Annotated in this window: 15 protein-coding genes and 1 pseudogene; 13 read left to right on the top strand and 3 right to left on the bottom strand. The window is 63.4% G+C overall.

The genetic code is table 11. The features are described from left to right. The 10 genes and pseudogenes from X741_RS0136160 to X741_RS137745 all read left to right on the top strand — a co-directional run. Window positions 1–271, top strand: a 271-nt coding sequence (locus X741_RS0136160; RefSeq protein WP_031250694.1) for a type VI secretion system-associated FHA domain protein, incomplete at its 5' end; no start/stop codon positions are given. Window positions 272–274: 3 nt separating this feature from the next. Further along, the gene (tssJ, locus tag X741_RS137780) at window positions 275–727 is read left to right on the top strand and encodes a type VI secretion system lipoprotein TssJ (protein WP_023780725.1); all 453 of its coding nucleotides are present in this window, start codon (window positions 275–277) and stop codon (window positions 725–727) included. A 39-nt stretch (window positions 728–766) separates the two neighbouring features. Continuing rightward, a complete protein-coding gene (gene tssK, locus X741_RS137775) occupies window positions 767–2,101 on the top strand; it encodes a type VI secretion system baseplate subunit TssK (protein ID WP_023780726.1) in 1,335 nt (444 codons plus the stop codon). Window positions 2,102–2,105: 4 nt separating this feature from the next. Next, window positions 2,106–3,434, top strand: a complete 1,329-nt coding sequence (gene tssL / locus X741_RS137770; RefSeq protein ID WP_023780727.1) for a type VI secretion system protein TssL, long form — start codon at window positions 2,106–2,108, stop codon at window positions 3,432–3,434. Between the two features lies 1 nt (window position 3,435). Beyond that, window positions 3,436–6,985 (top strand): annotated as a pseudogene (gene tssM, locus X741_RS01370) (type VI secretion system membrane subunit TssM). Further along, window positions 6,967–7,509: a type VI secretion system-associated protein TagF gene (gene tagF / locus X741_RS137765; RefSeq protein WP_023780729.1), complete on the top strand. Its 543-nt coding sequence runs from the start codon at window positions 6,967–6,969 to the stop codon at window positions 7,507–7,509. Before tssM (X741_RS01370) ends, tagF begins: the two are co-directional and overlap by 19 nt. Further along, window positions 7,509–8,612, top strand: coding sequence for a DUF2169 domain-containing protein (locus X741_RS137760; RefSeq protein WP_023780730.1), 1,104 nt, complete (start codon window positions 7,509–7,511; stop codon window positions 8,610–8,612). Before tagF ends, X741_RS137760 begins: the two co-directional genes overlap by 1 nt. After that, the gene (locus X741_RS137755; RefSeq protein WP_023780731.1) at window positions 8,609–9,652 is read left to right on the top strand and encodes a 3-oxoacyl-ACP synthase; all 1,044 of its coding nucleotides are present in this window, start codon (window positions 8,609–8,611) and stop codon (window positions 9,650–9,652) included. Before X741_RS137760 ends, X741_RS137755 begins: the two co-directional genes overlap by 4 nt. Next, entirely contained in the window at window positions 9,649–10,698 is a 1,050-nt protein-coding gene (locus X741_RS137750; RefSeq protein ID WP_023780732.1) for a DUF4150 domain-containing protein, read from the top strand. The genes X741_RS137755 and X741_RS137750 overlap by 4 nt, the downstream gene beginning before the upstream one ends. Continuing rightward, window positions 10,695–11,756, top strand: coding sequence for a hypothetical protein (locus tag X741_RS137745; RefSeq protein ID WP_023780733.1), 1,062 nt, complete (start codon window positions 10,695–10,697; stop codon window positions 11,754–11,756). The genes X741_RS137750 and X741_RS137745 overlap by 4 nt, the downstream gene beginning before the upstream one ends. A 26-nt stretch (window positions 11,757–11,782) precedes the next feature. Here X741_RS137745 and X741_RS137740 read toward each other — a convergent pair whose 3' ends face one another. The 3 genes from X741_RS137740 to tssI are packed head-to-tail and all read right to left on the bottom strand — an operon-like array spanning window position 11,783 to window position 14,879. After that, the gene (locus X741_RS137740; RefSeq protein ID WP_023780734.1) at window positions 11,783–12,121 is read right to left on the bottom strand and encodes a hypothetical protein; all 339 of its coding nucleotides are present in this window, start codon (window positions 12,119–12,121) and stop codon (window positions 11,783–11,785) included. Further along, entirely contained in the window at window positions 12,121–12,543 is a 423-nt protein-coding gene (locus tag X741_RS137735; protein ID WP_023780735.1) for a DUF6484 domain-containing protein, read from the bottom strand. Before X741_RS137735 ends, X741_RS137740 begins: the two co-directional genes overlap by 1 nt. An 8-nt stretch (window positions 12,544–12,551) precedes the next feature. Beyond that, complete coding sequence (gene tssI / locus X741_RS137730) at window positions 12,552–14,879, bottom strand: type VI secretion system tip protein TssI/VgrG (protein WP_023780736.1); 2,328 nt, start codon at window positions 14,877–14,879, stop codon at window positions 12,552–12,554. A 245-nt stretch (window positions 14,880–15,124) separates the two neighbouring features. On the opposite strand from tssI, the gene tagH reads away from it, so the two are divergent. The 3 genes from tagH to tssM (X741_RS137715) all read left to right on the top strand — a co-directional run bounded on the left by tagH (window position 15,125) and on the right by tssM (X741_RS137715) (window position 21,543). After that, window positions 15,125–16,204 (top strand): type VI secretion system-associated FHA domain protein TagH, encoded by a 1,080-nt coding sequence (gene tagH, locus X741_RS137725; protein WP_023780737.1) that lies wholly within the window; start codon window positions 15,125–15,127, stop codon window positions 16,202–16,204. 294 nt (window positions 16,205–16,498) lie between these two features. Then, the gene (tssL, locus tag X741_RS137720) at window positions 16,499–18,013 is read left to right on the top strand and encodes a type VI secretion system protein TssL, long form (protein WP_023780738.1); all 1,515 of its coding nucleotides are present in this window, start codon (window positions 16,499–16,501) and stop codon (window positions 18,011–18,013) included. Continuing rightward, window positions 18,013–21,543: a type VI secretion system membrane subunit TssM gene (tssM, locus tag X741_RS137715; protein WP_023780739.1), complete on the top strand. Its 3,531-nt coding sequence runs from the start codon at window positions 18,013–18,015 to the stop codon at window positions 21,541–21,543. The genes tssL (X741_RS137720) and tssM (X741_RS137715) overlap by 1 nt, the downstream gene beginning before the upstream one ends. The last annotated feature ends 27 nt before the right edge of the window (window positions 21,544–21,570 follow it).

Genomic DNA, 21,570 nt, shown 5'->3' on the forward strand with positions numbered 1-21,570 from the left:
TGCGGTAAAGGACCTTGCACAGCATCACGTACGCGCCTGGCGCGGCGTTCAGGCCGCGCTTCGGCGCATGATCGACCGTTTCGATCCGGTCGCGATCGAGGAAGAGCTCAAGTCCAATTCCGCGATTGGCAATCTGCTCTCCGGCGGACGCAATGCCAAGTTGTGGGAGCTCTACCAAAAACGCCATCGCGACATCGCCCAGAGCGCGGAATCAAGTTTCCTGGGCGAGATTGGCGCGGACTTCAGGGACGCATATGAAGAGGAGGAGTAGGACATGATCGACAGACGCGAATTCGTCGTTGCCCTCGGCGCTACGGGCTTGCTTGCGGCTTGCCAGAGCGGCCCGCCGAAACCATCGGTAATCTCGGTCAACGTGACCGGGGGCGCCGGCATGAATCCAGGACCGGGCGGCGGCGACAGACCGGTGACGGTGCTGGTGATGCGGCTTGCCAGCACCGGCAAGTTCAACTCGACCGACTATTTCGCGCTGCAGGGCGACGCGGGTTCGGCGCTCGGCGCCGACCTCATAGGCTCCGATACGATCTCGGTCGCGCCAGGCAAGACGGCGGCCAAGACCATCACGGTCGAGCCGAACGCCACGGCGCTCGGGTTCGTGGCGCTGATCCGCGAGCCAGGCGGACGCAACTGGCGCACGACCAAGTCGGTATCGCCAGGGTCGAAATTCACCATCAATGTCAGCCTCGGCAAGGGCGGCATTTCCGCCTAGCGACAGGGCTGGAGATGGTTGTGTGCAGAAAGTAGTGGCATGAGCGATGCAAACAGGGTGCTGTGGTCGGAGGGTCTGTTTCTCAGGCCCCAGCACTTCCAGCAGCAGGATCGGTTCTTCGAGGGCATGGTGCGCGGCGCATTGCAGGCCGGCCAGCTCCATACTTTCGGCTTCCAGCAACTGACCCTCGACCAGTCGCTGCTCGACGCCGGCCAGGTCTCGATCGTGTCCGCCCGGGGCATCTTCCCGGACGGCACGCCTTTCGCCATCCCGGAACTGATGGATGCGCCGAAGCCGCTGCCGGTCACAGCCGACACCGGCGCCGGTCCGGTGCTGGTGGCACTGCCGCTCGAACCACCTGGTGGCGTGGGATTCGATCCGGCGCATGCGCCGTCGACGGGCGCGCGTTACCACGGCAAGATAGTTTCGGTGCGCGACGCCGTCCAGAGTGGCGCCGATCCGGAAGAGATCGAGATCGCCCGGCCGCAAGCCGCCCTGCTTGCACCCGGCAAATCGGTCGGCGGTTATACCGCCTTGCCGATCGCCGACGTAAAGGGTGTGCGCGCTAACGGCGGCATCTCGCTCGACGAGACGTTCCTGCCGCCGACGCTGATCACTGGCGCGGTCCACTGGTACCGGCAATTGCTGCAGGAGGTGGTCACCGGCCTCGACCAGATCGCCGAAGCGCATGGCAAGATGGTGATGGGCGGCGCCGGCCGCAGCGTCGAAGACCTTTTGATGCTGCACCTCGCCAATGCCGCTCGCCCGCGGCTCGCCCATATGCTGGCGCAGGATGTCTTTCACCCCGCCGAACTCTATCTCGAACTGGCCGGACTGGCCGGCGAGATGGCCACCTACGGCTCGAGCTCGCGGCGGCTCGGTGAATTGCCGGCCTACGACCACATGGCGCCCGGCCCCGCCTATATGGCGCTGGCCGACGCCTTGCGTTCACTCATCCTGAGCCTGCGCTACATTGAGCCGAAATCCCGCGCGCTGCCGGTCATGCGGCATGCGACCAATGTCTGGAAAGTACGCATCGACAACCCGAAGCTCCTGGTCGCCAGCCGCATCGTCATCCGCGTCGGATCCGAACTATCGGAAGACGCGCTGCGCAAGATCTTCGTCAACCAGGCGACAGTCGGCGCCGCTGACCAGTTCGAAGGTCTTTGGAAGTCGCGCCTGCCGGGCATTCCGCTGAAACCGCTTCATTCGCAGCCGCGCGAGATCCCCTATGATGGCGACCGGCTGTGCCTGGAGCTTGACCAGAAGAGCGAGCATTGGGCCTCCTTGCTGGACGCCCCCGGCTTCGTCATCGGCGTTTCCGGTGTCCTGCCGAGCGAGCCGCAGGTCGACTGCTACTCAGTGAACAGGTGAGGCCATGAGCCGGGATGATCCTTTCGGACTGTCGGAGGATCGCGAACGCACACGCATCAGGCTGGCGGGCGCCGCGCCACGGCCGATGGCGCCGCTGGCACCAGGCACGCCGGTCAAAAGGGCGCGCGCCCATCCCAACGCGCTCATCAACATCTTCGCGCCATTGCTCGAATTCGCGCCGGAGCTCGAAAGCGCGGTGGCCCCGGAGAATCCGGAATCGATGCGCACGCGCCTGCTCGACGAGTTGGTTCAGGCGCGCGACGCCGCGATGGCGGCGGGCTCCTCTATGGAGCGCGCCGACCAGGCGGCCTGGGCCGTGGCGGCGTTGCTCGACGACCTCGCGCTGAACACGCCGTGGGGCGGCGCCAGCGCCTGGCCGCGCCAGCCGCTGGTGGTCATGCTGCGTGGCGACGTCGATGCCGGCACCCAGTTCTTCACCCGCCTTGACGAGCTCGAGCGCCATCCCAACCGCGACCGCGAGATGCTTGAGCTTCAGTATTACTGCCTGGCGCTCGGCTTCCGCGGTAAGTATCGGGTGCCCGGCCGCGCCGGCGACCGCTCGCTCAATGCCGTGCGCGTGGCGGCGGCGCGCTTCCTGCGCAATGCCGACGCCGAGGACGCGCCGCTGTCGCCGAACTGGAAAGGCGTGATCGCTTCCGACGAGCCGCAGCGCTTCGTCGTTCCGATCTGGGTGATGGCGCTCGCCGCGGTTGTCGTCGCCGCTCTCGTTCATATCGGTCTGTCGATGGGCTTGAGCAGCCAGGCGGTCGAACTCTCCGCCCTCGTGCGCACGCTGCCGCCGACCTCCCGCGCGGATGTTGCCCGCGCCGCGCCCAAGCAGGATGCGCCCGCACCTGAACCGCCACAGCCGGTCGATTTCGCGCTGCTGCCCGCGTTCAAGGCCGAAGCGCCGGCGAGCCTCAAGGGCGCGCTTAGCGGTACCGAAAGCGTCTCGCTGGCCAAGCTGATCATCCAGTCCTCCAACCCCGAACTCTTCCAATCTTCGCGGCCGACACTGTCGCAAGGCTATGGGCCTCTGATCGAGTCGATCGCCAAGGTTATCCTCGCCAACCAGGAGCTGATCGGAAACATCACGATCGTCGGCCATACCGACAATGTACGCCTGCAACGGTCCAATCCGCTCGCGAGCAATCAGCGGCTCTCCGAGGCGCGTGCCCAAACCATAGCGGATATTCTGGTGCAGGCTGGCGTGCCACGGGAGCGTATCCAGTCCGAAGGCCGCGCCGACACCGATCCGGTGGCCGACAACTCGACCCGCGAGGGCCGCGCGCTCAACCGGCGCGTCGAGGTCCTGGTCGAGAAGAGGCTCTGAGATGTTCATCCTGCGCTTCCTCTGGGCGGTCATCACCTCGCGCTTTCTCTGGACGCTGATCGGCATTGGGCTGCTTTCGCTTTTGATCTGGGTGTTCGGCCCGATCGTCCAGGTCGGTGCGTACGCGCCATTCGAATCCGACAATGTGCGTATCGCCATCATCGCAGGGCTGATCATCCTGTGGCTGCTCTGGCTGATCATCGCGCAACGGCGCGCGATCCGCGCCAACCGCATGTTCGTCGCCGAGATCGCGGCACCCGTGGCCGAAAAGCAGCTCAGCCCCGGCGAGGAGAGCGTGGCGGCGGTCGGCGCCAAGTTCGGCGAGGTGATGGCCGAACTCAAGCGGCGCAAGCTGGGCGGACGGAAGTTCCTGCACGAGATGCCGTGGTATGTGATCGTCGGGCCTCCGGCCACCGGCAAGACCACGGCGTTACGCCAGTCGGGCCTCAATTTTCCAATCGATCTGACCGATGATCTGCAGGGTGTCGGCGGCACGCGCAACTGCGACTGGTTCTTCTCCGAGAACGCGGTGCTGATCGACACGGCAGGCCGCTACGTCCAGCAGGAGAGCCAGCCGGACGTCGATGCCGCGGAATGGCTGGGATTTCTGGACCTTCTGAAAAAGCACCGGGGCCGCCGCGCGCTCAACGGCGTCATTGTCGCGTTGTCGATCGATGCGCTCTCGGAGGGCGACGAAGCGATCAAGGCGCATGGCCGCAAGATCCGCCGCCGGCTGACGGAACTCAACGAACGCCTGGAGATTCGTCTGCCTGTCTACCTGATGCTGACGAAAGCCGACCTGATCAAAGGGTTCGAAGCCTTCTTCGGCGGCTTGTCGACAAGCGCGCGCGAGCAGGTGTGGGGAACTACCTTTGCGCTGGATGCCCGCGTGAACGCCGGCATGATCCAGGCAGAGCTCGCCAGGCTCGGCACCGAACTGGAGCGAAGGTTGGTGCCGCGCCTCGAGGACGAAGAAAAGCTTGGCTCGCGCGCCGAGGTCTTCCGCTTTCCGGCGCAGTTGGCGAGCCTGTGCGGGCCGATACAGGTGCTGATCGAGGCGATGTTCGGCGAAAGCCGCTACGAGGAAGCCGCGTGGCTGCGTGGCCTCTATTTGACGTCGGCGACACAGGAAGGAGCCCCCATAGACCGCCTGACCGCCGCGTTATCATCTTCCTTCGGACTGCCGCCGCGCCGCGCCATGCCGGCGGCTCGTGTCGAGAAGCGCAGCTTCTTCCTCAGGAACCTTCTCACCGAAGTGATCTTCAAGGAAGCCGGCCTCGGCACATTCGATCCGCTGGCGCAGCGCCGCCGTGCCTGGATCTGGCGCGGGGCCGCCGCCGCCTGTGCGCTCGCTGCCCTGCTGGCCGGGGGACTGTTCACCTGGTCCTACCTCGACAACCGCAATGCGATCACCGAACAGGCCGGCCAGTTCGAAGCCCTACAAGGGCCGCTCACCCAAGTTGCCGCCATGCCGGCCGCGGTCGAGCAACCGACCCTGGATGGCGCGCTGGCGGCGATGGACGCGGTGGCGGCCGCCCGAACGCCGCCACCGGACGGCGCCCACAACCTGCTCGGCCCGACCGCTTCGCCGGAACTGGTGCGCGCACAGACCGATACCTACGACCATGCGCTGCGCAACGTGCTCGAGCCGCACATGGTCGCCCTGCTCGAGGCCACGATGTGGCGGCAGATCCGCGATCCGGATTTCATGCTCGGCGCGCTGAAGACCTACCGGATGATGACCGGACTGTCGCAGATGGACACCGATTTCGTGCAGAACTGGTGGGTGAACAGCCTGCCGCAATTCGCGCCGGCTCCGCCTTTCCCAACGGCCGACGCCGAAGAGCATCAAATCGCCGCCATCCGCCGCATGGCCGTCGACGACAGCTACATCACCCCGGACAAGGCGCTGGTGGCGGAGGCGCTGAAGACCGTATGCACGATCTCGCTGCCGGAGCGCGCCTACAAGCAGCTCCTGGCCGACCCGGAAGTAACTGCCGTCAAGGAATGGGTGCCGGCCAATTTCGCCGGGCCGAACGGCGCCAAGGTGTTCGCGCGCCGTTCCGACAAGACGTTGCGGGTCGGTGTTCCAGGCCCCTACACCTATGCGGGTTTCCACGACGCGATCCTCGACCGGGTCGAGGATGTGGCGGGACAGGCGGCCCTCGATCGCGCGGTGTTTGCCGGTGGCTGCTCGGAGAATTCGGAGACGTCGGTTTCGGCGCTCTCGCAGGATATCTTGAAGCTCTACTACGACGACTATATCGCCCAGTGGGACTCTTTCCTGCGTGACATGCGGCTTGCGCCGCTGACCGATCTCAACATCGCCAGTGAAAACCTGAAGGATCTTTCGAGCGCCGACTCCGCGCTGAAGCGCCTGTTGACGGCAGTGGTGCAGGAGACCGACCTCACCCGCTCCGACGAGGCGCCGGCCGACGACAAAAGTGGCGCTGTCGCCAAGACCGGCTCCAAGCTGCTCAGCAAACTGGGCAAGCTGGGCAAGGTGGTAACCTCAGGCGCCAAGCTCCTGCCGCGCGCCGGCTCCTCCAACCAGGTGGACATGACCGGCAGCCTGGTCGCCGAGCATTTCAAGCCTCTCAAAGGCACCATCGCCCAGGTCGACGGCCAGCCACCGGCGCTCGACGCCGCCGTCGTAGCGCTGACGGCGCTGTCGAATGTGTTGCAGACGGTGACCGCCAATCCCGACCCGCAGGATGCGATCAAGAAGCAGGGCGGCCTCGCCGAACTGACGGGCGCGGTCGCCAGGCAGGCGCAGATCCTGCCTTCCCCGATCAACGAGTGGCTCGGTGGTATCGCCGGCGACACCAGCGGCCTGTCGCAGAAGGCCGTCACCAACGAGCTCAACGCCATCTGGCGGGCCGACATACTGCCCTTCTGCCAGGCGGCGCTTAACAACCGCTATCCGTTCAGCCCAGACAGCGCAGTCGATGTCAATGTGCGCGACTTTCAACGTCTGTTCGGACCGACTGGCCTGATCGATGCCTTCACCAACGACCATTTGATCAACTATGTCGACACCGCCAGCGAGCCGTGGAAATGGCGTGCCGATTTCGGCCTCGACCCAGCGGCGCTCGCAGCGTTCGAGCAGGCGAGGCATATCCGCGACGATCTGTTTCCGGGCGGCACCGGCCCGGTGATGAACTTCACGCTGGAGCCCAAGGACCTCTCCCCCAACGTGGCGCGTGTCACGCTCAACCTCGATGGCCAGAACCTCGTCTACTACAACAACGCAACCAGGCCGCAACCGATGACGTGGCCAGGCAAGGATGGGACCGGGGTGATCTCCCTGGCCTTCCAGCCGGTCGACGGCTCGCCCGAAGTGATGCTCAACGAGACCGGCAGCTGGGCGTGGCTCAGAATGCTGCGCGGCGGCCGCTTCGCCGCGACCAAGCTCAGCGATGTCNGATGTCTACAGCCTGCGGCTCGGCACGAAGGGGATGTGGGCCGATTTCGAACTCAAAGCCGCCAGCGTCGAGAATCCCTACACGCTCGAAATGTTTAAGAAGTTCACATGTCCGCCGCAGATCTGATCGTGCCCGGCTTCTATGGCAAGATGCCCGCAACCGGCGATTTCGTGGCCCGGCGGCTGCCGGCGGATTTCGTGCGCTCCTGGGATCGCTGGATGACGCAGCATATCGTGCCGCTGTTCGGGATGGAAACCTGGCCCCAGAGCATGGCGTTGCGTTTCCTCAGTGGGCCTAGTTCTTTCGGCGCCTCGGCCGGCATCGTGCTGAAAAGCGCCGACAGGGTCGGCCGGCAATTTCCATTGAGCGTCGTCGCAAGGCTCCCGGAGGCGCCCCTCAGGCTGGCTTTTGCGGACGTATGGTTCGAAAGCGTAGAAAAGGCCGGCTTCGCCGCGCAACAGGGCGAGATGACGCCGGACGAACTCGACGCGGCGTTGGCCGCCCTGCCCGTTCCGCTTGTCGATCGCGAAGGCGATCTCATCGAAGAATTCGTGGCTTGGACAGCGCATACGGATATTTTCGATGTCGATCCGCGGGCGCCGCAGCCGACCTTGGAACAGATCTTCGCCGCAAGCTGGGAGACCAGTTGATGCAGATCTGGAACCAGATGGGCTATCCGCATCAGTTCACCATGGGCATGGACAAGGCCGGCCATGAGTGGATAGTGGTCGTGGTCAAGGGCACTTTCGATTTTCCGACCAAGCCTGGCGGACTGGTGCAGAAATCGACCGAGCAGGTGCCACTGGTCATGGCCGACACCCAGACCGGCGTGCCCGGCTATTCGGCGACGTTGTGGGAGACAGACTTCGCCTTCCGCAAGCCGCGCTGCGATGTGGTCGCCAATGGCTTCGCCTACGCACCCGGTGGGCGCCCGGCCGAGCGCGCACGGGTCGGCATCAAGGTTGGCAATTGGTCAAAGCTGTTCGAGGTCGTCGGCCACCGGGAATGGCGCTCCATCGGTCCCGTCTTTACCGCCACGTCGCCGCAACCCTTCCTGAAACTGCCTATCTCCTATGACGTTGCCTGGGGTGGCGTCGACAGGCTGGATCCAGAAGACAAGCTTCCCGCCAGCTATAAATACAACCCGGTCGGAACCGGATGGTCGCGCACCAAGAACCAGCGTCTGATCCCAGGCCTGCGGCTGCCCAACACGCAGGCGGTCGGGGAGGAAGTGCGCTCACCCTTTGGCGACTACAGGCCCATGAGTTTCGGGCCGATGGGGCGCGGCTGGCCGGGACGCATCGAATATGGCGGCACCTATGACCAGTACTGGATCGACAATGTTTTTCCTTTCCTGCCGCCGGATTTCGATGAACGCTATTTCCAGATGGCGCCGCCTGACCAGCAGATTGACCATCCGCGCGGCGGCGAGGACGTGCAGCTGATCAATCTGACGCCGATGGGCAAGGAGGTTTTCCGCCTGCCGGGGACGGCGTTGCAGATGACCTTGTTCAAGGAGCAGGACAAGGTGTTCGACGGTGAACTGTCTCCGGACACCATACTGTTCGATCTAGAAAATCGACGATTCTCGCTGGTCTGGCGGATGCAGCAGCGGCTCAAGCGCACGATCCTCGATTTTTCGGAATGCTGGATCGGGCCGCCGACGCAATCCATGCTGCGCGCGCGAGCGACCGGGCGGATCTATGTCCGTGCAAACGGGGCTGACGCGGAAGAAGAAATCGAGGAGGCATGACACTCGAGCTCGACATCGTTTCGATCGGCATGGTGACCGCGGTCGGTCTCGATGCCCCCTCGGCATGCGCCGCGATGCGCGCCAAGCTCGACGGTTTCCAGGAAACCCGCTTCGTCGGCCCCGGCGGCGGCTGGCTGGTCGGCGCCCCGGTGCCGCTGCCGCGCAAATTCACAGGAGAGAAACGGCTGGCCCACATGGCTGCGGCCGCCATCCTCGAGGCCTTCGAGCCCGTTCCTGAGGCACACGGCACAGCAGCGCTCATCCTCTGCCTCGCCGAAGAAGACCGGCCCGGCCGGCTCGCCCCGGAACCCGCACGCCTCGCTGCGCGCATCGCAGAGATCACCGGCGTCGCTTCGCCGTACCGAACGCGAATCGTCGCCCACGGCCGGCCCTCCGGCCACGTCGCACTCGACCAGGCCCGTCGGCTGCTGGCCGACCGCAGCGTACCTTACGTGATGATCTGCGGCGTCGACAGCTACCTAGCGGGACTGACGATCGACCACTACCTGGCCGAACGGCGCCTGCTCACCCCAGACAACCCTAATGGCTTCATCCCCGGCGAAGCTGCCGCCGCTATCCTCTGCACCCGCCCAGGCAGCGGCCCCATACGCCTCCTCGGCCTCGGCTTGGCCCGCGAACGGGCCTATATCTACAACCATACCGATCTTCCTCTCCGCGGCGACGGCATGACCGCAGCCTACCGCATGGCTCTGGACGCCTCGGGGATGGAAATGCGCGATGTAGGTTACCGGATTTCGGATCTGATCGGAGAGAGCTATTTCTTCAAGCAGGCAGCGATTGCCTCGTTGCGGCTCGTTCGAGGCCATCATGGTTTCCAAGACTTCTGGAGCCCAGCTGAAAGTCTCGGCAATGTCGGAGCCGCTGTCGTGCCGATGACGGTTGGCATGGCCAAAACCGCTGCCATGAAAGGGTACGACCGAGGCGATCCGGTGCTGATCGAGTCTTCGGGCGACGACGGTGCCTGCGGTGCGATGCTGTTGAGCGCGGGCCGAATGCCGCGGGGGCGGGTTGCCGCATGACCGTGTTCGCCAATGGGCTTGAGATCGCTTGCAAGGCGCAGACCAATCAGGTGATCGCGGCTTTTCCAGATGTCTGCTTCACGCCGCCGCAGACGCCGGCCACGCCGCCCGGCGTGCCGATTCCCTACCCAAGCTTCGGCACGGATTCCGACACTGACAAAGGGACGAGCACAGTAAAGATCGGCGGCAAGACCGTCACGCAGAAGAACCAGTCCTACTACACCAAGACCATGGGGACCGAAGCGGGGTGTGCGCCGAAAAAAGGCGTCGTCAGCTCGCAAAACACCGGCAAGGAGTACGCCGAAGCTTGGTCCGGCAACGTCAAGATGGATGGAGAGCCGGTCAGCCGGTTTACCGACATCTCAACGAATAACCATGCCTCGCCGGTCGGCAATGCACCGCCCTGGCCGAAGGTCGCGGCTGCCGACCTGAAACCCGGCCAGGACGCGGACTGCCTCGTCGGTTCCTATGATGACATCGCCGCTGCCTGCTCGAACGCGAAGCCTCCCGGCGAGGCGCATCATATCGTTCCGGACAAGGCCTACCGCACGGGCACGCGGGACCAGGCGATCGCCGCTGGGGCGGCCGGCGCCTCGACCATCACGCGGACCTTCGGCAGGCAGAAGCGGAACATCGGCGAGCGGGTGAAGAACGCACCGTCGATCGGTGAAGGCGTCTGCATCTGTATCAGCAAGTCGGCGCACAAGAAGATCCACAAGAAGGAGCGGGCAGCGCTGAAAAAGCTCGGGCAGAAGGTACCGGCCAATCTGAAAGGCGCGGCCAAGAAGGCGCACATTGAGACCATGAAAAGCAACGGCACCTGGAACACCGCGAAGCTCGGTGACATTGTTGCTGAGTCAAAGAAGTCGATAAGCGACATCAAACAGGATAAGAACGGTACTCCAACGGCCGCGTGCATCGCGAAGGCAAAGGCCGCGGTAACCAGGCAGTCCGCAAACATCGGGCCGAACCAGGTCGGCCGTACGTCAGGTACTCTTCCTAACAAGGTGGCGGCGAGCAAAATGCTGAACACGACAATATCATGAGCAACTATGATATCTGGGCAGCCTGTGCGCTGTCTGCCGACGGCTTCGCAATTTCGACCGGCCTGATCGAGGACGGGCCGCAGTTCAGCAGGCTTGCGCTCCACCGAGCGCCGGGCATGCCTGAATGGAACTATCTGCATTTCGAATCGACGCTCATGTGGCTGACGAGACTCGATGGCTGGCGTCACGGGGCGTTGCTCGCGGCCCTCGGCATCGACGGCGATGTCAGCTTCGTCGGCCAGCAATTTGCCAGCGAGCAGATTCCGGAGGCGGGCGCAGGCGACGACGAAGAGGGCCGTGGCTCGATGAGCCAAATTCGGCAATTGGGAGACCTACTGATTGCCTGCGGATACGGTTCGCAAGTCTATGTGCGCGACACACGGGACGCGTGGACAAGAATCGCCGACTCGGATGACGAGGCTTTGGGCGACAACGCATTCGAGGCCGTGGCGCGAAACGCGAATGGGGAGTGGGCGGCATGCGGTAACACCGCCGCAGCCTTCCGTGAGCCGACCGCCGCCGAGCAAGCCGAACTCGACCGGATCGCAGAGACAGGCACGATGCCACAATACCTTGCCGCAAAGGAGCGCTTCGAGACCCGGTTAGCAGGCGAAATCGGCTGCCTGTACGTGCGGAACAAACGCCGCTGGACAGGCGTGGACCTACCCGGCAACACCTATCTTGAGGACGTTATCGTGCTAGAGGACGGTCGCTTTCTAGCGGCGGGCGGCGGTGGTTTGATCGTCGCAGGTCGGGACCCCTATGGCTTCGAGGATTTCTCGCAACCGAGCTTCGCCGAGAACTACCATTCCATCTGCCTAGTCGGTGGCCGGCCCCACCTTCTTGGCGATACGGTGATCCATGTCCTCGGCAAGGATTTGCAGTTGGAAGAGGAGATTGGCCTGCCTGACGAACTGCAGAGCCCGTTGCTCATTGACGTCGCGGATAGCGTACTCTGGTACTTCGATCACAAGGGGGTCGCCAAACGGCGGCAAAACGCCTGGGTCATCACGGACCTACCGGACGATGTATGGGAAGAAGTGCGCCACGACCAATAAGCGGGCGCGGCAGCTTGCTTGGCGATCTACACCCCGTTCGCCCCGAGATATTCTCTGACCTTTTTAAGGTCAAGCTCTGTGACCGGGATCGGGTGCTTCGCCTCCAGCATGCGCACGACGAACAGCTCGCCCGCTTCGGGATATTCGGCGAACCGTTCCTGAGCGATCCGCTTGCCGTCCGGTCCCGCCACCCACAGCCCATCCAAATGCGCGTCCAGCCGCTCGACCAGCCGCGCGAGCCGCTCAGCGTCCATGTCGGGATTCTCCTTCGGGTGCAGCAGGTGCCGGTCGTAGACTGTCCACAGGAATGCGGCCATCTCCGCGTGCTGGCGCACGATTTTCGGAAGGACGGGTGCGCTCGGCATCAGTTGAGGTTGACCGAGCCACCGCGGATACGATTGGCCGCACTGGCATGGCTGGTGACATATGTGCCGCGAATGGTGATATGACCGTCTTTCTCCAGGATGATGGTCGCTTTGCCGCAGCGGAGTTCGACGCGTTCCTCGCCATGGATCCGCACCTGGCGCCCGTCACTGAACGCCCGTGGCCGCGGGTCGCGGGTCGGATCGACAATGCGTCCGACGATCAGCGGAAGTAGTGGATCCCCCTCCTCGAACAACAGTGCCACTTCGGAGGCGATCGCGTCCGGACCCAGCGCGACGAGGCTCTTCGCCTTGAGTGCGGTCTCCTTTGGATTGCCTGCAAATACGACCAGCGGCGTGGCATCCTCGAAGCCCAACAGAACGCCGATAACGACACCCTCGATCCGCGATTTCAACGCAACCATTTCGAACCTCAATTCTGCAGGATGTTGCTGCCCTTCATGACGATATCGCTCGAAGCGTCGACATTGATCTTTCCCGAACCTTTGACCGTAATGTCCTTTCCCTTGATGGTGATCGTTCCATCCTTCTTCATAAGGATCTCGGCACTACCGGTCTTGATCGTTATCGAATCCTTGGCTTCGATGGTCAGGTTCTTGCCGACCACCATCCCCGCATCCTCGCCGACTTGGGTGAGGCTCTTCTTGCCGATCTTGAGTTCGTGCGCCCCGTCGACCTGGGTCGAGGCGTCCTGGCCGACCTTGACGGTCCATGTCTTGCCGATCTCGGTGTTCTGCGCGCCGCCGATTTTGAGGCCCTGATCGGCGCCGATCTCGATACTTTGGCTGGCACCGATGTTCCAGCCATCATCCGCCCCAATATCGTGGCTCTGCCCCGCCCCCACCGTAATCGAACGTGAAGCCCCGATCGTATTCATCTGCGCCGCGCCAACGCTCCGTGTCTCGGTGGCGCCCACGGTATCGACGCGCGCCGCGCCGACCGTCACCGTCTGCACCAGCCCGACCGTCTGCGAATGACTGGCGTCGATGTTTTCGGTCGAATTGGCGACGACGTGGATCGTCTCGTTCGCCATCACCGTCAGCGAGCGGTTCGCGCCCACCGTCTCCGTATCGTTGCTGCCGATGTTCGTCGTCTGGTCGACGCCGATCTTGACCGTCTTGTTGTTGCCGACGTCTTCATCGAGGTTATGGCCGACGGAGTGCTTGGCGTCATGGTCGATGCGGTCGGACTGATCATGCTGCACCGTCTTGTTGCGGTCGTGCTTGATCAGCAGGTGGTGGTTCTTCTGCGCCTGGAAGTTGACCAGTTCGGAACCAGCCTTGTCCTCGAACATCAGCTCGTTGTAACCGCCGCCGCCTTTCGAGGAATTGGACTTCCAGCCCGATTGCGTGGCGTTGCCCGGCAGCGCGTAAGGCGGCATCTCGGAGGCATTGTAGACGCGGCCGGTGATAATCGGCAGGTCCGGATCGCCCTCGATGAAATCGACGATGACCTCCTGGCCGATGCGCGGGATCTGGATGAAGCCCCAGCCGCTGCCGGCCCAGGTCTGAGATACGCGCACGAAGCAGGACGAGTTCTGGTCCTTCTTGCCGAGGCGATCCCAGTGGAACTGCACCTTCACCCGCGCATATTTATCGGTGAATATCTCCTCTCCCGAGGGGCCTACCACCGTTGCCGTCTGCGGGCCGCGCATGATCGGTCTTGGCGTGATGCGCGGTGGCCGATAGGGCATTTTCGTCGGCGCCACGCCCAGCACCACCTTGAAATTCTCGATGTGGGCTTCGTTCTGGGTCCGGTAGCCCGGATCGAACAGCCGGTATTCGGCGCTCACAACCAGATATTCCGCGTTCTGGTCGTCGCGCGGAAAGCTTTCGAGCGTGAACTTGCAGCCGGAAAAAAGGCCACGCACCGTACCGACGGCGGTGTTGCGCTGATGCACTGCCTGAAGTTCCTCGCGGCGGATCCCAGCTATCGTGTCGCCGCGCCCGACATCGAGATGCGCTCCGGGCTGGCGGTAGTTTTCGCCCGAGGCTTCCTTGTGGCTGAAGGGCTGGGCGGACTTCGCCATCAGATCGGCGCCGGGTTTCTCGAAATCATAGTCCGTATGCGCGTAGGCGCCTGGCCGCACCGCACTGCCCGGGATCCATTCGGTGATGTACTCGACGTCGCGTCGCGAGCCATAGCCCTCGGAATTATAAAGGACCTTCTCGTAGCCTGGAGCCGGCTTCAGCTTGCTTATCGCATCGCACAGAACGAGAGTATGTTTGTCCTCATCATGCTCGAAGAAATAGAAAATGCCTTCGTGCTCAAACAACCGCTGCACGAAATCGAGATCACTCTCATCGTACTGGACACAGTATTCGCGCGATGGGTAGGAGCCCTGCAGCCGCTTCTCGAATTTTGCGATGCCGTATTTCGCAAATATCTTTTCGACGATCTCCACAGCCGTCATGTTCTGGAAAATGCGGCAGTCGGTGGTGTTGCCGAGGAACCAGAGCCATGGCCTGACGGTGGCCTCGTAATAGGCCAGCCGGTCCTCTGTGCGCGTAAGCTTGAAGTCCGACACCAGGCCGCTGAACCAGCGCTTCGGATCGGATTCACCTTCCACCGAAACGACGCCGCCCAGCATCTTCAGCGGATCGACCTCACGGCTCTTGCTGACGAACCCGACAGTATAGGCAAAACTTCGGCTGATCTCATCACGACCGACGAGATGGGTGAAGGTCAGCACATCGGCGCCAACCGGCGTGTGTACTACCGTGGCACGTTCGTTCGGCATGGTCGTGCCCCTCCTGGACGCCGCCGCCAACGTGATGGATTGAAGCCCCCGCTCCATAAACCGCATCAAGGTCGGGAGGTCTTCGAATTCACCGCATCGGACCGTTTCAAGCCTAGCATATGTTTGATGGGGGCCAAACGGAAGCAATGTCTAAACGGTGGCGTGCATTCAAATGAACGCACCTCTCCCACTGCGATGGCAAGATGCTAGAATGTCTAGGATTTCAGGTTTGCCAGTGGCGTCGAATGTTCATCTCGCTTCAGATCAGCAATGTTGACAGGCTGCCGCCAGGCATCGCGGCGAGCTATGCCGCCCGCGACCGCAGCTTCGAGATCGGGCGCGAAAATTGCGACTGGACGCTGTCAGATCCTGACAAGTTCATCTCCGGCCGGCATTGCGAAGTCCGCTATCAGGCGGGCTCGTTCTGGCTTCATGACGTCTCGCGCAACGGCACTTTCGTCAACGGTTCCAGCCAGCGCATGAAGGCGCCGCATCGGCTGACCCAAGGCGACCGGCTGCTGATCGGCCGTTACGTCGTCGCCGTTTCGGTCGACGAAGAGCGCGTCGCCACCGGTCATCCGCAACCCAGGACCGGTTCGACGCAACGCGAGTTGCCGCCCTCGAGGGGAGCGCCGCTGGAACCCGGCAGCGCATTGTTCCACAATTCGGCGGAGCAGCGCCTAGCCGCAGTCATGCCGGTGCCGACGTCTTCGGCGCTGCAGTCCAGCGCCGCTGTCCCGGTCAGGCAGCCAGGGGAAGGGGACGGGATACTGCGCGATATCGCCAGGGCAGCCGGCTTATCGCCGGAGTTGTTGCAGTCGCGGGACCCCAATGACGTCGCTGCCGAGATCGGGGCCGTGTTGAGAACCACGGTCGAGCAACTATCATTGCTGCTCAAGGCGCGCGCGGCGGCCAAGGTGCTCGCCAAAAGCGCGCACCGCACGATGATCGGCGCCGAGGACAACAACCCACTGAAATTCGTGCCGGGCACCGACGACATACTCGAGATCATGTTTGCCAAGCGTCGGGCCGGCTATCTCGATGCCAGGCATAGCATCGAGGATGCGTTCCGCGACCTGAAAACCCACGAAATCGCAACCTACGCTGCCATGCAGACCGCGCTCTCGAGGCTACTCGACGACCTGTCGCCGGAGGCGATCGCCAAGAGAAGCCCGCCTGCGTCCTTTTCATCCAGGAAAAGCCAGGCCTGGGATGCGCTCGTCGCAACGTGGCGGACGATGGAGGACAAGCACGAAAACGGCATGCTGGACGTCTTCCTCGCCTATTTCGCCGAAGCCTACGCCAAGGCTGGCAAGCAGAAATAGCCGCGCCACGGCCAGTGCCGTCAGCAACACTCTTACGGGCTGTATGAAGGACCTTGTAGAAAAAGCCGCTTCCTCGATCATCCTGCTTCCCGGTTTCAATCGGCTTCCGGTGCGACTAGGATAGCGCATGGGTGCTTGCCTGGCTGGCAAAGCGGCGTGGCTTGGGGCGTGTGCAGGAATGTCATGTTTCGGCAAGATCAGTCTTTCCATCCGGCTTGCTGTTGATACTCGGCCCGGTACGCTTAGCTCACCCCGCCTGAAAGATGCCCCTGCTCCCTCGACGGTCGCGCGCCGATGAGCTCGAAGGACGATCCCTCCGAGCCGCCGGACAAAACCGTCATCCGCGCGCCACGGCCAAGGCAAAAGCCGCGCGTGGCTACCGAGAATTCCGCTGCTCCATCCCCCACCAGGGAATCGACGGTGTTCGACCCCGGCCTCGGCCGACAAATGCCCCCCGGCTGGTCGTCCGGAACCGTGGTCTTTCAGGGGGCCAGCCATGGAATTGGGCCTGAAGCGGCGCCGGCGCCGCAGCAGGACGCCTTGCTCAACGCCACCGCTGGCGTGAAGTATGGCGCGACAAACCCTATCCTTGCCGCCGCGGCTCCCTTGCTCATGCTGTTCGGTCAGCTGCGGCTGATACCGGTCGAACGGCAAGCCGCGGCCTTGGCGGAGCATATCGCAGACGCCATCGAGACCTTCGACCATCACATCGCCAAAGCCGGTATTGGGGACGAAGACGCACGGATCGCAAAATTCGCACTTTGCGAAACCGCCGACGATCTCGTCGGCAACCTGCCCTGGCCAAACAAGGAAACCTGGCTTGAGCACAGTCTGGTCATGCAGTTCTTCCACACACGACCGACAGGCACCGGCTTCTACGAGGCGCTGAACAACCTCCTCGCCAAGCCCGAAGCGCATTACGACCTGCTCGAATTGATGCATGCCTGCCTGTCGCTGGGGTTCGAGGGCCAGTATCGGGGATTGTCCGGCGAACGGAACGCGCTCGAGCGCGTTCGGCGCGACGTGTACGACACGCTGCGCTATTTCAGACCGCGCGCCGCCGAGGACATCTCGCCCCGGTGGCAAGGCATGGCGGCGGCAATGGCCAGGTCAGGAGGGCGGCTGCCTCTGTGGGCGATCGCAGCCGCAGCGGCGACCCTGGTGATGGCGGCTTTTTTCGGGCTGCGGATATTGATCACCGATGAGGGCGATGCAACCGCCGGCGCGTTGCTGGCGCTCAATCCTTCCACCCCGGTCACCATTGAACGCGCCAGCGTGGCGGCACCCGCCGAATCGGTGCAAGCCAAACCGCCGACACCCGCTCCCCCGCAAACCACGCAGATCGACCGCATCCGCGCCGCACTTGCCCGGGAGATCGCTGCCGGTGGACTGAACGTCGGCACGAAGGGCGACTTCATCCTTGTTGAGATCAGCAACCAGCTTCTGTTTGCATCCGGCCAGGCTGAGTTGAACGCGCAGTTCCAGCCGATAGCGGCCGATATCGCGACGGCGCTCGACGCCGAACCCGGACCGATCAAGATCGTCGGCCACACCGACAATGTGAAGCCGAAGCAGTCGAGCGCGTTCAAATCGAATTTCGATCTCTCGGTGGCCCGCGCGAAGGCAGTGCAGGCAATGATCGCCAAGCAATTGGAGGATCCATCGCGTCTGAGCGTAGACGGCAAGGGCGAAGACGAGCCCATCGCCGACAACGCGACGGCAGAAGGCCGCGCCAAGAACCGGCGCGTCGACGTGATGATCCCGAAACAGGAGACCTTGCAGACCGGCTCGGCGGAGAACGGCAACTGATGCGCTGGATGCTGCGGATATTCAGCGTGCTCGCCCTGGCCGGCTTCTCGGCCGCGGTCTGGTATGCCGGACCGCTGATCCGCTTCGCTGATACCCGCCCGCTCGGATCCGTGTGGCTCAGGGCGGTCATCATCGGGGTGACGGTGGCCGTGCTGGCGTTTTTCTACGGCATCGGCTTCTGGCAAAGGCGCAAGGCGCAAAAGGCGCTCGAGGCGGCCATCGTGCGCAGCGACGAGCGCAACGACGATGCACAGGTGCTCGAAGCGCGCATGGGCGAGGCCATCGCGACGCTGAAACGGACGAGCGGCAAGCGCAACTTCCTCTATGATATTCCCTGGTACATTATCATCGGCCCGCCAGGCGCCGGCAAGACGACGGCCCTGGTCAACTCCGGGCTAAAGTTTCCGCTTGCAGGCTCCGGCGATGCCCAGCCGGTGGCCGGCGTCGGCGGGACGCGGTCATGCGACTGGTGGTTTACCGATGAGGCGGTGCTGATCGACACGGCCGGCCGCTACACGACGCAGGAATCGGACCGCGAGCGCGACAAGGCAAGCTGGATTGCTTTCCTAAGATTGCTCAAGAAAAACCGCGTGAGGCAACCGATCAACGGCGTCATTCTGGCCATCAGCCTCGCCGATCTCATTGGCCTCGACGACCAGCATGTCGAGGCGCATGTCACCGAGATAAGAAGCCGTCTGCGCGAATTGCACGAGACGTTGAAGATCCAGTTTCCCGTCTATCTGCTTTTCACCAAGGCCGATCTCGTCTCCGGCTTCATGGATTATTTCGGTCAATTCAACGAAGCCCGCAGGCGCAAGGTGTGGGGCGCGACGTTCCAGACTGCCGATCGCACAAGGAACATGGCCGGCGAGGCACCGGCCGAATTCGACGAGCTGGCGAAGCGCTTGGCGGAGGAAGTTGTCGATCGCTTGCAGGAAGAGGCCGACCCGGTGGCGCGCATCGCCATCTTCGGCTTCCCGGCACAGTTCGGTGCCCTAAGGAACCGGATGACGCATTTCATCGCCAGCCTGTTCGATGCGTCTCGATCGCATGTCAATGTCAGCCTGAGGGGCGTCTATTTCTCTTCCGGTACTCAGGAAGGAACCCCATTCGATCAGGTGCTGGGCACAATCGGCCGCAGCTTCGGCAGCACCTCGCAGGCGCATCTTTCCGGCACCGGCAAGAGCTTCTTCCTGCACGATCTGCTGACTTACGTGATCTTCCCGGAATCGGGCTGGGTATCCTTCGACCGAGTGGCCGAACGGCGTGCCAGGCTTGCGAGATTTGGCGGCCTCGCCGCCATTGCGCTGGCGGCCGTGGCGGCTCTCGGCGTGCTTGGCCTCAGCTTCTTCGCCAACAAATCGCTGATCGCCTCCACCAGGCAGGCCATGGCGCAGTATCGCGACAGCGCCGATTCGCTGCTCAAGAGCACGACGGTGACCGACGTTGATCTCGAAAACGTCATCGGCCCGCTCGACCAGTTGCGCAACCTGCCGGCCGGCTTCGAGAACGGCGGCCAGGCAAAGCCGATCGAGGAGACGTTCGGGCTCAGCCAGCGCGAGAGGCTGCTGTCGGCCTCCAGGACTGCCTACCGGCAAGCGCTTGAGCGGGCATTCCGCTCCCGGCTCCTAGTGCAGGCCGAGCGCACCATCCAGGCAAGGATGACTGATCCAATCGCGCTTTACGAGCCGCTGAAGATCTACCTTATGTTGGGCGGCAAGGCTCCGAAGGTCGATGACGAGTTGATTGTCTCCTGGATGAGGCAGGATTGGGAAGAGAACCGCTATCCCGGCGAGAACAACCGCGAGGGCCGCGCGCAGCTCGAAAAGCATCTGCGCGCCCTGCTCACGCTCGACGATGCCTACGATCCCGTCTTTGAGCTCAACCAGCCACTGATCGAAGCAGCGCAACGCTCGCTTGGGCGCATGAGCCTTGCCGACCGCGCTTCGGCGCTGATCAAGTCGGCGGTCTACGCCGCAAGGCTGGAAGACCTCTCCGTCGCGGCGAAAGCCGGCCCCGAGGCGCAGTTGCTCTTTGAACGCACGGATGGCAGCGATCTCGCCGATCTCAACGTGTCCGGACTTTACACGCGCGCCGGCTTCAACCGCTTCTTCCTGCCGCAGCTCTCGCGCATCGCGCAAATGCTCGTCAACGACCAATGGGTGCTCGGCGGAGGCGGCGAACAGGGCGGCATTGACCAGGACCTGCCCAAGCTCGGTCCCGAACTGATCGACCGCTACGGCGAGGAATTCTCCTCCGCATGGAACCGCGTACTCGACCAGTTGAAATTCAAGAGCTTACTTAAGGACAAACCGGAATATCTCGCGCTTTCCGCCCTCGCCGCCCCGGACTCGCCTCTCGACCGGCTGTTCACGGCGATCGCCGATCAGACTGCATTGACGAAGCAGGACACCATTGCCGAGGGCGGGAGCAGCACGGAGCAAGAGGATCCCGCCAGCATGGCCAAAGGCCTGGCACGCATCGGCCTGCAGATCGCCGGCGGCAAGTCGCAGAGCCGGGCCGGCCTGGATTCGGCTATCGCGCAGAATGCCGGCGCCGGCGTCGAGGCACAGTTTAGATCGTTCCAGGCCCTGATCAGCGGCACCAGCGGACGACGGCCACTGGATGCGCTGACGCGGAATTTCCGCGACGTATTTCAAAGCCTGAAGCTTTCGGCCGATGTCCCTTCACAGACCGAACGCGTCAATGCCAACCTGCGGCTGCAGATCTCCACCATGCGCGCCAATGCCTCGCGCCTTCCGAAGCCGCTTGCGCGCATGGTCAATGCGGCAGCGGATGAGTTCGAAGGCAATGTCGCCGAAGCCTCGGTGGCCAACCTCAACCAGAACCTCGACCAGACGGTCACCCGAACCTGCGAGGAGGCGGTCAACGGTCGCTACCCCTTCGCCAGTGACGGCAGGGAAGAGATCTCGATAGCGGATTTCGCCAGGCTCTTCGCGCCGGGCGGGGTGATGGACCGCTTCTTCGCGCAGAACCTTGCGCCGCTGATCGACATGACCGGCCAAGGTTGGACCTGGAGACAGGATGCGCGTTCCACCCGCGACCTGGCGAAGTCGACCTTGAAATCATTTCAGGCGGCCGCCGAAATCCGCAGCGCCTTCTTCCCTTCCGGCGGCTCGATGCCGTCGGTTTCGATCACCATCGCGCCTTTTTCGCTGAATAGCGACGCAGACAACGCGATTCTCAACATTGACGGCCAGACCGTCCAGAGCAGTCAGGCCGGAAGCGCGCCAAGCACCGTGACATGGCCGAACGGCACTGCCTCCGGTTCCGCCAGCCTCAGCCTGTTGCCGGAAATGCCAGGCCGCGACTCCGCTCTCAAATTCGAAGGACCGTGGGCCCTGAAGCGTCTGTTGGACAAGGCGATCATCACCGCCAACGGCGCCAACACCGAAGTCCGTTTCGTGATCGGCGGGCGAGACGTCGCCTACACGATGCAGACCGGACCGGGGGCCAATCCCTTCCTGCTGCCGGCCCTGTCGGGCTTCAGCTGCCCGAAGGCGTTCTAATATGGCTGTGTTCCTGCGCACCGCCGG

Source organism: Mesorhizobium sp. LNHC221B00, assembly GCF_000502935.1.
In the GTDB taxonomy this organism is placed as follows: domain Bacteria; phylum Pseudomonadota; class Alphaproteobacteria; order Rhizobiales; family Rhizobiaceae; genus Mesorhizobium; species Mesorhizobium opportunistum.